Annotated in this window: 8 protein-coding genes; 1 reads left to right on the top strand and 7 read right to left on the bottom strand. The window is 25.5% G+C overall.

Annotation, left to right across the window (positions count from 1 at the left end; all coding sequences use genetic code 4):
- Positions 1–45 precede the first annotated feature (45 nt).
- A complete protein-coding gene (locus C4B24_RS02105) occupies positions 46–1,689 on the bottom strand; it encodes an AIPR family protein (protein WP_131598889.1) in 1,644 nt (547 codons plus the stop codon).
- Positions 1,690–1,991: 302 nt separating this feature from the next.
- On the opposite strand from C4B24_RS02105, the gene C4B24_RS02100 reads away from it, so the two are divergent.
- On the top strand, positions 1,992–2,777 hold the full coding sequence (locus tag C4B24_RS02100) for a toll/interleukin-1 receptor domain-containing protein (RefSeq protein WP_131598887.1): 786 nt from the start codon (positions 1,992–1,994) through the stop codon (positions 2,775–2,777).
- Positions 2,778–4,161: 1,384 nt separating this feature from the next.
- On the opposite strand, the gene C4B24_RS02095 is transcribed toward C4B24_RS02100, so the two are convergent.
- The 6 genes from C4B24_RS02095 to C4B24_RS04950 form a co-directional block, all read right to left on the bottom strand.
- Positions 4,162–4,404, bottom strand: coding sequence for a hypothetical protein (locus C4B24_RS02095; RefSeq protein WP_131598885.1), 243 nt, complete (start codon positions 4,402–4,404; stop codon positions 4,162–4,164).
- Positions 4,405–4,547: 143 nt separating this feature from the next.
- On the bottom strand, positions 4,548–6,872 hold the full coding sequence (locus tag C4B24_RS02090) for an HsdM family class I SAM-dependent methyltransferase (protein WP_131598883.1): 2,325 nt from the start codon (positions 6,870–6,872) through the stop codon (positions 4,548–4,550).
- A gap of 1,862 nt (positions 6,873–8,734) precedes the next feature.
- Positions 8,735–9,880, bottom strand: a complete 1,146-nt coding sequence (locus C4B24_RS02085) for a hypothetical protein (protein ID WP_131598881.1) — start codon at positions 9,878–9,880, stop codon at positions 8,735–8,737.
- A gap of 2,131 nt (positions 9,881–12,011) precedes the next feature.
- A complete protein-coding gene (locus C4B24_RS02080) occupies positions 12,012–12,278 on the bottom strand; it encodes a hypothetical protein (RefSeq protein ID WP_131598879.1) in 267 nt (88 codons plus the stop codon).
- Positions 12,279–12,283: 5 nt separating this feature from the next.
- Positions 12,284–13,255, bottom strand: a complete 972-nt coding sequence (locus tag C4B24_RS02075; RefSeq protein ID WP_131598877.1) for a hypothetical protein — start codon at positions 13,253–13,255, stop codon at positions 12,284–12,286.
- A 407-nt stretch (positions 13,256–13,662) separates the two neighbouring features.
- A partial coding sequence (locus C4B24_RS04950; RefSeq protein WP_168388320.1) for a hypothetical protein occupies positions 13,663–13,903 on the bottom strand: 241 nt, incomplete at its 5' end.

Below are 13,903 nucleotides of genomic sequence, written 5' to 3'. Positions count from 1 at the left end.
GGTTGGTTTTAAAGGACATAATAAAACACAATCATTTTTGTGTCTTTAGTTATTTTTTTCTAGGCGATCTTTTTCAATTTTTAAAGCCTCAACTATACTTGAGTTATTTTTAAAAACATTAATTGTTCCGCCATTATTCTCGGTAATTTTATATATACATTTATCAATAAAATCTTCATCTTTATTTCTATGTTGCAAATTATAAAACACGCTTATCCCGAATTTTAGATGTTTATTCTTTTCAATAGCTACTTTGTTAGCATCTTTAGCCTTATTGCCCTCCAATATTGATTTTTGTTTTTGTTCCATAAATTTAAGATCATAATATTTTTTATAATTCTGTACAGTTTTGATAACACCCTCAAAAGTCTTTTCTTTCAAAAGTTGTTGAATATAATTCTTTTCTCCAAAATATTCCTTAACAACTGTTGGTATACTACTCTTAGATTTCCCTAAATATTCTTTTGGGAATTTATAAGCTGCGTGCGAACGAACTAATTCATTTAGTGGCAAGTTACCGTTTGTAGTTGATATTTTTAAAATATCCCCTTTTGAAGTAGTTCCTCTTTTACCAATTAAGTGATAACCATTTTTATTCGCAAGTTTTGAGAGTTTCTTGTATTTTTCATCAATAAAATTCAATTCAGCTTCTTTAACCGCTGTTTGATTATTAGAATATCTAGCTATTTTTTTAATGACTTCTTTATCGCTAGTTTTAATAACTTTTATCGGTACATCAATTTCAGTCAGGTCAACCCCTTGCTGAAATAGCTTCATAAGTGTTCTCACCGTTTGTTGACCATTAATTATTTGTGGATGGTGCAATTTTAAAAAACCTTTCAATGGTTCAACATTTTTTGCAACAATAGTCAAACCATTATTGTATAAATGAAAATTATCAGGTGCTTTTAAAATAGTGTCCTTAAACTCATTATAAAATTTAGTTTTTACAACTTTATTCCTAATATTTTCTTCAAACATTGAGTCAAAAGCAAAAGAATTTAAACTACTAAACTGTTTAATAAGGTTATGCCCATTAACATAAATAAATCAAGAATCTGATTTAGAAGATCCACCACCTATAACATCCATTTTTTGATGCAACATTAATTTAAATTGTGAAATATAATTTTCTCTAAAATCGTCCGTTGTTGTTGCTGTTAAAAACTCAGAAATAGTAAAAACACAAACATTTTTTCCAGGAAATCTTGAAGATAGCTTTTGCTTTGATCACTCGCTAGTCCCAATGAAAATATATTCCACTTGTTCTATATCCTCATTCATAAATTCTTTTCTTATGCGTTTTATATCTCTATAATTATGAGGCAATTCAACATTGAATAACTTTATATATGTTTCATATGTTTCCATCATTTTTAAAATAAATTTCTCATCATAATCTTCAAATTTAGTTTGAATTAAAGTTAACTTTTTTTCTTCTGAATTAAAAAAATAAGCATCAATTCCACCATCACCCTTCTTCCCAATAAGTGTGTTTTCTTTAGATGCTTTCTTATAATTCTTGCCACTAATTGAGGATGCTGAAAATATTTCAAAAGCCTCTCCAAAGGTCATCTTTATATTTATTTGCTTCCTTATCTTGTTTAGTTCCTTTAGAAAATAATTAATGACATCGTCATTCATAGTTTTTGATAAAAGTTCATATTTGTCTTCTTTAAATTTCTTCATTTATTCTCTTTTCTATTTTTATTTTAAAATTAGATCATATAAGATTAAAAAATACAAGGATCCATGGATCCTTTTCATGATTAAAAATAAATATAAAAACAATAACTACTTAAAATTAAAAATCCTCTATTTTTTATAATTAAAAGTAATTTTATTTTTTAAAATTGAATTAAAGTCTCCACTCTATATCCCAATGTCCTATTAGATATTGGTTCTACACAAAGATTTTTTAATATATAAATTTATAATTATTTAATATTAAATGAAGTATCATATATAAATAATAAGGAAGGGAGCAAGTTATGAAATATGATTATTTTATTAGTTATTCAACACAAGATGAAATGTATGTAGAAGGCATTTATTCAATATTAAAAAATACTTTTAAAAAGAGTGTTTATAAATATAATAGATGTTCACACCCCGGAAATATATGAGAGGAGATAAATAATGGTATTGACAATTGCAAGATTTTTCTTTTTTTCCCATCTTTTGATTCTGAACAATCAAAAGCAGTTAAAAGAGAGTTTGCAATTGCTATGAATAGGGATGTTCATGATGAGGATTTTAAATTAATACCTGTATATTTAACACCCGGAATTTTTTTAAATTGGGCAATTGATTCGCAATTGAGAGTTGAATCTTTTCAAGAAAGTCCATATGAAACAACTCAAAAAATTATTAATTTTGTAGATAATAAAACTATAAATTATCAACATCCAAGTTTGCCAATATATTGGAAAGTTGAGGATGAGATATTTTTTATTAAGTCTAATAGAAATATTATATTTCCAACTTTTCGTTTTATAGTAAGTGGATCAGAAGCAGAAGAGAGTTTGATGTTTGGTACAAGCATTGGGTTCAATAATGAATTTCAAATAAGTAAAAATATTAAAAAAATGAGTGATGGTAGAATTGTTATTGATATATCTATTGGTGTTATTAAATATATTGGCAGAGATAATCCAGTTAAAATTCAAACATCATTGTTAGATCTTAAAAGTTCTTGAATAAAGAACTTTGGAATCGTTGGTATTGATGGTAAGGTGTATCAAAGTATTAATATCTCCAATTTAAGTGATAAGTAATTTTAATTATTCCTAAACTTACTTAAAGAGCAATATTTTATCTTCAAGAGAGCAAATAGTTCTTGCTGCATATACTATTATGGAAATTATAAAATACCCCTTGTTGTTTTATGCAAAATTATTAGTAAAACTTATGTCTTAACTTTAAATAAACTTATAAAGTAATAACTATAAAAGTTATTACTTCTTTATTGTAATTTAAGGTACAATACTTTTACAATTATAAATATCTATTCCTTTTAGGAGTCTTCTCAACCTTTTTGAAATATCTTTTTCATTCTTGTATTAACATCAAACATTGAAAGCTCTTATGTGTATTGTGTAATGGTTGAACTAAAATCGAAGATCTTTCTTGGTATATTATTTATGCTACCCATTAATATTTCAACATCTTCTTCATAAACTGTATTAAAATCTATTTTCTTCTTATAAGTCTATTCGCATTTTCATTCTAAACTCCTTCATGAGATGAATATGGATTATACTTATAAATGTCTATTCCAATTTGGCAAGAGAATAAACCAAGAGTTTTCAAGTCCAAACTACTATCGGAAGTTATTGATTTTTTTAGTAGATGATATTTATTCATCACTTTATATAAAGTTGAGTTTAAAACATGAGGGCTTTCGGATTTCATTGGAGTTATAATTACTATTCTTTTTTACATTCAGTTAGAGTTAATAAATTTCTCTGGCATAAGATTTTTTACCTATTACTAAATCTATTTCTTAATGATCAAAATCTGTTCTGGATCTTATTGATTTTTTTCTAATTCAAATTGGTAAGATATATTTAGCATTGAACTTAGAGAAATATCCACCAGATCTTTTACCATCCTTTCTATATTCCCTCCTCAGTCTTTCTCTTCTTTCAATAACTCATTTTTTTGAATCGATTAAATTGAACCTCTATTTTAATGGAGGTGTAGAAATATCGGTTTTTTCAATCTTTATTCTGGTTCAAGTAATTTCTATACTGCATCATTTTTTATCAAAATACTTTAGAAACAACTTTGAAAACTCTAGGTAATTTTCAATGGGTAGTTTGTGTTTAGTAATAAAACGTTTTGAATAAATATCATTAGCTTTTTGAGTTATATATTTGCCCTTTAATAAGTTTCTTTCTACTTCTCGCTTAAATATAATTTTTGCTCTTTTAAGCATCTTAGTTATCTTTGAAATGCTTTCCAAACATTTATTTAAAAGGTGTTCTATTTTTACTCTTTCTTAAAAATTAATTTGATGGTATCTGTTTTTAGTTACATGAGTTGTATGGTTTCTTCGTTTAGTTTTGTAGGGACTTTCCATTTGCTTATTTTGAATAATTGCATATAAAAAGCACCCCACTTAAATCTGAACTCTAAGTGCGACACTTAAATTTTACTTTATATTTTTATTTTGATATTATTCAATAAATTCTCTGAAGAGATTTTTAAATAAGTAGCTTTAAATCCATCAGAAAGGAAAAATAATTGTTCCAGTACGCCATTTTCATTATTTTTAAAATAATTAAAAATATTTTGTCTTGTTTTTTGATCATTGATTCTCAATACAGCAATAGCAGAGGAACAGAAGTAATCTTTTTCCGCAATTCCAATTTTAAATTTTTTCGGATTACCAGTAAGCATCGGAAAAATAATGTCACCTTTTTTTATTGTGAATGATGTTTTTATCTTTTTAAATTTACCACGAATTTTACCATCTGCACTTAAATTAGAAATTTCAATATAAGAACAATCAGAATTAATTTCATCCTTTGGTTTAAATTTGTTTACAAAACTAGATAATGGTAGGCCATCATTTTTTTATGGTGTAAGTATATAGAATTATTCGTTTTCCCATTAGGAATAATAATATCCCTCATTTTCCTATCTAAAATGCCTAAATTATTATTATAAATTTCCGCTTTGTCCTCAAAATCACCCACTATAAACTTTTTCAATATTTTCGGAATATTTTCGGATAAATTGTTGCCCGATACCGTTATACCTAACTTATGTTTGTTTGAAGAAAATTTATAACCCAGCCATTCTTTTTCTTGATTGTTAGTACCAAATCTAAATTTGGGAGATGAAATTATACGAATATCATAATTTAAATTTTCAATTTGTTTCTTCTTCAAAAATAAAATAATTGGAGATGTTGTAGTACCTCCAAAAGAGGCCTCCCCAGACTCAAAAATAGATATAATTTTGAAATTTTTAAAAATAAAATCCCTAGTAGATTCGTACTTATCAGTTGATAATATTGATCTTGGCAACACTATTGCACCAATGCCATCTTCTTTGAGTAATTGAAGCGTCCTTTCGATGAAAAGAATTTCAATCATACCGGATTTTGCATCATTCAATAAGCTAAAGTGATCGCGTGTAATTTTTTTCTTTATTAAATTTGCCTCAAAACCTTTAACTGCATATGGAGGGTTTGCAATTACAAAATCAAAAATAGGATTTTCCTTTTTTGAATTATATAATTTTGTGCCACTATATTCTTCTGAATTAAATTTATTTATTCCATCCCCGTGTATTATGTTTGCAGCTCCATCTCCATTCAAGAAAGTCGCAATCTTGGTAGTTTTAACAAGTCTATAGTCTTTTTCAATTGCAAATATTATATCCTTAGCTCATGAAAAGGGATCTACAATTCAAGCATTAATTTTTTTATTATATCTGGAACCTAAATCCTCTAAAGATAATTCGGAAATAATTTCTTGGACTTTATGCATATATGAAATTATAAAATGACCAGAACCACAAGCATAATCAATTGCAAGTGGCAATATTTCCTCGTCGCCCTTATTAATTTTTTCAATTATTTTCTCTTTAATGGGTAGTGAATTTACAATAAAATTAACCATAGGCATTGGCGTAAAGAATTGACCGGCTTCTTGTTTTCACGAAGTACTTAGCAACTCTTCAAAGAAATCTCCGAGGAATTGAGATTTTGAATTACTAGAAAACTTAATGGATTCTAATAATTTCATTATTTCAATAACTATTTGAGCATTCTCATTGAAAGATGTATCATCAAATACTTCGATAAAAGAAAAGGCGGAATTTTTCTTTAGCCTCAAGTCTTCAAAAGCCTTTAATACTTTCTCATTACTTGACCCCAATAAATTATGTATTTCGTCATCTGAATAATCTATAATTTCTTTCCCTAAAAATTGTTTCATACCCTCCTTATATAAATCATTCAATCTTTTCAATGTTGAAACCTCATCATCTACACCCATTAAGAATTGGAATCTATTACCAAAAATCTTTTTATTTTTAACAAAGAAATTTTGTTCTCCCCTTCTTTCATCTACAACCTTAGCAATGAAGAGATTTATCATTTTATCGAATGCATTTGATTTATCAGAAACTGAATATAACCTAAGAATTGTTAAAAATTGATGGAATATTTTTTTAGTATCTTCTTCAGTTGGTGAAAATAAATCTTTACTTTGCTTAGGTTTGAATAAAGAATTGAATGGTTCGTTATTTAAAATAACTGATGATTTGTCTCAAAATTTGTTTCATCTTTCAAATAATTCAATAACTGACCCAGATAAATCTGTCATCCTCTTTATATCCGTAATGGTAAAAAATTCATCTTTTTCTCCAATGGGATTAAAAGCATAATATGAAGCATATTCAGCTTTTTGTTCTTGTCATATATAAGAAAATAATTGCATGATTTTAGCTTTCGTAATATCTTTTTTTCTCATATTATTAGTTACATTTGTGTATTTTTCTAATTCCTGCGAAGTCTTAACTTCTATTAAATGAAAAGGAGTTTTTCCCCTTGAAATCATTATATCCAAACTCCCTTTTTTATCATGACCAAGCTTTCAAGTTTTTTCTAAAGTTATTTCTTTTGCTTTATATCCTCTTGCAAATAATTTCAATAATAATATTAAAACAGATCAATTTTCCTCAATTTTTAAATTAAAAATTCTACTATGCTCGTAGTTTTTAAAATTCAAAATTTTGAATCTTTCTTCTTCTATTTCAATTGTCTCCCCACCAGCTTTAATAACAATTTTTTTGCCAATGTCCATAACTTCAAAGTTTTCACGTATATATGTTGCATAATTTCAAAAATTTTTCATATTAAAATTATACCACACCGCAATAAAAAAATGCTGTAATTGCCACTAAATATTATTGTTTCATCATAAAATAACTATAAATAGATTAAAAGTATAAAATAAGAATAATAATTATTTAATTATGGCTCATTATTAGACTATTGAAAATATTAAAAACAATAAGATAAAGGGCATATATTGAATATAAAACTATTTTTATTATCAGTATCTTGCAATATCCAAATAGTTTTAATAAAAATAATAAGCAACAACTTTGTTTTTCTATTATCCACTTTATTGAAAAACCATGCCCCTTCTTAAATTATATCATTCAATAAAAACTCAACTTTTCGAAGTTAAGTTTCGAACTATTATTTAAATATATGCAAAAGTATCAAAAATAAAAATATTGCCACTCAATCATAAAAATCAGTTAATTAAATATTTAAATTCTCTAATAAATATATAAAATTTTCATTTTTTACTCAACAATAACCTTCTTTTATTTTATTAAAAATATTATTATTCTAAGTAAAGTAATAAAAGAAATTGCATTATTACCCCTTTTTAAGAATATTGCATTTTCTCAAGAATAATTAATTGCATCATTAGAATATAATTTTATTACATCCAATTATAAAAGTCCAAAGAAGCATTATCAATATCCACTTTATACCGTTCCACAACGACCATTCCACAACGCAAACTCTAGTTAATATTCTTTTTTTGGATAAAGGAAGGTGTTTTAGTAACTAGTAATATTTAAAATTATGTTGATATATTTTGGCAATGTTTTAATGGTTAAAAATTGCACTAAAAAATGCCGACAAAAGCTAGTATTATTTCTCCAAATTTATAATCGGTATTTTATACCATTTCTTTATATTCCACCATAGTGGTAAAGGTGGAAAGATAAAGAAGACTTCAGAAAGGAGTTCTCTTTTTATATTGAAACAATTAAAAGCAAATCGATGAAAAAAATATTAAATTATGAATCCTGGTAATTTTTGAGAATTCTACTCAACATTTAAAGATGGTCAATCAATTTCTAAATCGGGGTTTTGCAAAATAAAAAAGTAAAAGAAAACCACTTTTGAAAAGATGGTTAAGAGTCTTTTAAGGCGAACAATAAACATTACAGAAGAAAAAAGTTAACAAAAGGACTATTGGCAACTATTTAAAGGCGCTTAAGCTAATTTGTATAACCAGGCAACCCAAAAAACGTAGAGAACAAAATAATAATCAATTATGTAAAGATTTGGTTAAAAGAGCATAAAATCACAAGGATGTTATTGCTACCGATGTTTCTTATATACCTATCAAGAGTTAAATATCAAACCATGCATATCTTTCAATTGTAATCAATCATAAAATAAAGTATATTGAAAGTTGTAATATATCAAAAAGAAAAGAGGGTGACTTGGTTATCAATCATTTTAAAGATATGAACCTAAAAGTAAAAATAATTTATTCTGATCATGGTCACTAATATTCTTCTATTGACTTTGCTAATCTAACAAAAAAAGTTGGTGCTAAAATCTCTATGTCGCGAGTTGATAGTTTGATAGATGATCAAGAGATTTAATGCTTCTTCGCAAATATAAAATCAGGGTGTTTAAACCACATCAAAACTAGAACAATGACAACTAAAGAAGTTGGAGAGCAAATCTCTAAAAACATTGAATGATATAATACAAAAAGAGTGCAAAGTAAATTGAATTGGAAAACTCCTGCCAAAGCAAGAGTTTAAATAGTCTACTTTATCTTTTCATTTTTAAAGTATTAATGAAAATAAAATCCTAAAAGAGAAAAGTAACCTAAGGGAGTTGATATTTTTAAAGGAGTTAAAAAAATAATTTAAATAACACAATAAAATAATGATTCTAAAGATTTAAGTAGTTTTTTTGAAGTAAAGCTCCAATTGAATTACGGATATGTATTTTATTCATTTGCCCGCCAAAGTTTTTAACGGCATCTAAAAACCCGATTAAAATCGACATCTCATCACCATATATATCATTAAAGGTTGTTCAAAAATTATCGATAAATAAGTTCCGCAACGAAGATAAAAGTTCAATCACACCTTTTGATAAGTTTATTATGTCATCTGGATATTCTGTAATTTCTTGAAAATTATTATTTATCACTTCATTTTTTAAGTGATTTTTATTAACTAATATTACAATTCTTCTAAAAAGCCCTAGAACATGATCGCAAAATCGTATTAATGGCTCATTTTTAGAGTCTAATTCACGTGTGTCATAACTATTTAATAATTCAGAAGCCGTAGCATGTTCTTGGTCGATAAAAACAATGGGGTTGATAGAAGTTTCCAGTGAATATTTAATTAAGCCAAAACGCATAGGCATGTAATCAAACTTCAAATCTATATTAAGCTTATAATCAATAATATTATTATTTATAAATTTTAAGCAAGCTATATATTGTTGGAAAGCATTTTTCATTTGAATACAATCTACTTTTCCATTTAAAATTTCTAACTTCTCTGCCATTTTAAATATTATTAATTTATTTAGTTTCTTTAATGTGGTTTCCTTGGATAATTCATTAAAAAATTCTAGTTCCATGTTGCCTGAAATAAATTTTGGCAAACCAATCATTAAATGCCTAAATTTAATTTCGCCCAACATACGCGGAATCTCTTTATTTTTATAAATTTTTTGAAAGAAAATAGACACCTTATTAATGGAACCATACTGAAAGTGAATAATCTCGCTTCCCATCTCCTTAATTAATTCATTATAAAATCCTAGGTTATTTTTGTTTATTGAATTGAATTTTTGAAATCTACAAAGTCTTTTAGATTTTATTTCTCCTGTATTATTTGGAAAATATTTATTTTCAATTTTATTAAAAATCATCCTTGCGATCTCATCATTTTTAAACCCTACAAAAAGATAACTATATCAACGTTCTTCCTTTTTGTATGTTAATTTACCCCCACTTTTTGAAATACCTATTTTTCTACTATGATTTGTTTCGTCAAAATATAAAGTAATTTTTTTCATATCTTAAATTATAGTAAATTTGTAATCTTTTAAATTACTCGTTTTTTTAATTTACTAGACAAAGTAATTACAATTTTAAATGTAAGGTAATAAATAGTAAAAAGACAATAATACAAAGAGGCAATTGAATTAAATGAAGTTTATGCCCATGTAAAATGAAAATAAAGGGGAACTCGTCATAAAAGAAGAAGATATAAATCCGTTTATTGAAAAGTAGATTTAGACAAGAAAAAATAGATCTTAGAATTAATAGGATTATTAAAAAGGCTGGTGCAACAATTGTAATTTATGGAAATAAGGCGCCAATAAGATGGTTGTAATAAATAAGACTTGAAATATCCTGAAATATTCCCACCGTTGATTGTATGATGTTTAATTAATATTTTTCTTTAAAAAGAGGGTGTGGTTCTATTACGCAATAAAATTACAATATACAAAGTGGCGAAAAATATAAAAACTAAATTTATATAAAATTAGACTGTTAACCCTTATTTGACATTTTTTATTTTCAACATTTGTTTATTTGTTTTTCTTTATAAATAAAACTAGTAATATAACATCCCATGAATACTTATGAAATACAAAAGCAATTTTGCCAATTATTAAAATAGTACCAAAGTTTTTTCACACTTAATAAATTTATATATTAAAATAATTCTTTCAAGTTCCATACCTTTGACTTGAGCAATTCCAGAAAGGGATAAGTCTGTATTGATTCTAAAATCTTCAATTTATACCAAGATAAATGTTTCGTCTACAAATTATTTTTTTGTTGATTTCATATTCACATTCCACCCAAACTTTCAATGCACAATAATGCTAACTATCGCAATTACGCGAAATATTGTTGTTCTTGTTAACATGTCATTCATATGAACATTTTAATCTGAAAGATGATTTCTCTGGTTAAACATAAAAATACTTTTAATTTTTGTTAGGTTAAAGTTTGAATACATGAACAACTTTCCAACAAAAAATATGACTTTATAAGTTCACCAGTTGCCCACAACTATTATATTTTGAAAGTGTTTACATGTTGTTTTATTTAGGAAACTGCTGCTTGATTTTTATATAATTTTTAGTTTCTTGTACATTTTCAGATTGTTTTCTCAATTTTATTTAACCTAGTATATATCTCATCAAATTTATCATCGATTTTCTTAAAACTTTTATCTATCTACTCAAATTTTGCAATAAATGTCAAAAATTCTTTAGTTAATGCAATATGATAACCCTTAAATTTTATAATTTAGCCTTATTTATTACTTACATTAAATAAATTTATATTTAAAAATAATTATATTCTCGTTAATAATGAGAAATAGCTTTTTTAATTATGAATAGGTGTGTCAAGATTAAAAAACACAAAAAGAGAGGATATAGATAAATTGACAATAATTAAAATGAAAGCTGTTGCAAGGATACAAATTTAAAAAAGAATCTTATTTCCTCGTCTTCATAAATACATGATTTTACCGATTCAATCAAAAAATATAATACAAATCATAACTATTATAAAAAATAAAAAACTGCAATTACTATAGTAGACCTTAATATCATTATTATATTTATTTAATAGTAATCAAAGGATGAAAAAACTTATATTAATTATTATAAATATAAATAAATAATTTAAAACATCTTAGCAATAATCTAAATGAATAGAAATGACCAATATATTGTTACATCAGATATCAAACCCAATGTTTATGGCACATAACAACATCTTAATAAATATTTATAAGTAATTCATAACTATAAAAACAACATAAATATATGTAAAATAATGCCAGTTAATGGAAATAATTTAAGTAAAAAAATAATGTATAAATTATCAAAATGATTAAAATAAGAAAAAAATAAACATACTTTTTAGTTTAAATATACTAAGTTGAATTATATTTTAAAATATTGTTAATGCTAATCATTACAAGATTATTGATGTTAATTATTTTAATATTAAGAAATGTAAATTAAGTTCTTTAAACTAATTTAAGAAGGGTTTTTGTTTTTATCTTAAAGTTTCTAAGGGATGACAAAACTACCCATAAATAAAAATCTCATTAAAAAAATGCCAGCAAAAGCTAGCATTGTTGTTCCAAATTTATAGTTGGCATTTTATACAACTTCTTTATATTCCCCGATAGTGGTAAAGTTTTTTATTTACATAAATAGTGTTGAATTTAAACCCATAATTGGCATTAGTCAATACTTTATTAGATACAAATGATTTCAAGGTTTCATCATTAACTTTTATATGGGTATTGTTAGTTAAATTACCTAGCGAACTTTTTTGAATATCAACTACTTTATGTTCATTATTCAAGATAGTTATTTTTTTAAAATTACTATCTTTAAAGGCATTGGATCCAATACTGTTTATATTCTCTAAATTCAAATCTGTTAATTGTGCTTCCCAAAAGCACCTTGGCCAATTTTGCCAACATTCCTAATATCAATTTTTGTCAGTTTATCTTGGTATGCAAAAGCTCAGTCTTCAATATTTGAAACATTTGTTCCAATAAATTGTTTCATGTCACTACCAGAAAACTCTCCAAATTTTATATCACCACTATATGTGCCCATATCTAAATATAATATGTCATCTTTAATAGCATTCATTTCAGAATGAAAGTTATTCTTTTTAATACCTGTTTTTAAATCATATATAAATGCATTAAAATCATTTGATGCATTATATGTTTTATTAAAAACTACTTCAGGTAAATGCATTGAACTTAAATCAAGTGTTAAGATGTCATTCCCTTTTATTTTATAACCTTGGTTTGCTGTGTATTTAATTGTAATCACACTTGAATTACCCAAGTTTTTTAGATCTTTTAAACTCTTTGAAGTCTCTATATGTTTTTCTCGTGAACCATTACTAATTCATTTTGTATATTTATGTTCAATTATATATGTTGTATTTTGAACATCCAATTGTTTTATTAACTTATTGGCTAGTTTACCTTCACCTGAAAGAACTACAGAACCATCAGATTTTTTTGTTTGATTATTTTTATCAATAAAAGATACCGGTTTAGCATCTACTATATCGCTTGCAACTAATATATGAACAGTTGGCAAACTAATCTCTTTTAAACTTACAACAGGTATTTTGTTATCCACTTTTTTAGTCATTGGTTTTTTACTACTAGGTTTTTTAATAACAACTTTTGTATTCTCAGGTTTTTTAGCTGCAGGGGTTTTAGTCATCGGTTTTTTACTACTAGGTGTTTTTACCCCACTTAAAAAATCCTTGCTTATGTTTTTATTACCGCCATATTTACCACAAGAAACAATTGCAACAAGTGGCATAGCAATAATTGAAACTCCCGATAATATCCCTAATGATATTTGCTTTGTTTTTTTCATATATAACCTTTCCAAATTACTTAATGAAATGAGTTGAAATTATATTTTAAACAATATGAAGTCAGCAAAAAGTAATTTAATTAACTCCAATTAAATTATGTATCAAAAATAGTTAGCCTTAACAGTTGCCGTTGCTTTAGTTAAAATTTAAGTAGGTGCTTTCGATATAAAGATATTCAAAAATAAAAATAGTTTCCCAATACAAAACTATATAAACCAATATTACTAAATCAGCTTTTAACAAATGTTAAAGAAAGCTTCCAAATTAATAGATGAAAGAAATTTAAATAATTGTGATTCAATAGTTGATTTAATGGTTGCAAACACTTATTCTGAAAATAAAACCATTAATTCAAAATTAAATAGAATAAAAAAAACACTCGAATAATAAACTGGGGTTTAAATAGTTAGGATTTTCTTTCTGAAATTATATTTTTTTGTAAAATAAGCAAGTCTTCCTTAACATAATCTTTTTTATTGGAATCTTTTTTATCATTATTTTGCTCAGCCACTTTAATTAAATAATCTAAAACTCCGGGTTTGTTAATTCATTCTCGGAATTTTTTATCAATAAGTTCTTCAATAAATTCTGTATTCATTCTCTTGATTTCAAACTTTCTGATTACACCCATTAAATTTGTTTTATTT

The organism is Mycoplasma marinum, from assembly GCF_004335975.1.
Lineage (GTDB): Bacteria > Bacillota_I > Bacilli_A > Mycoplasmatales > Metamycoplasmataceae > Mycoplasma_K > Mycoplasma_K marinum.
Note: the sequence above shows the minus strand (reverse complement) of the source record. Positions and strands in the feature narration are given on the sequence as shown.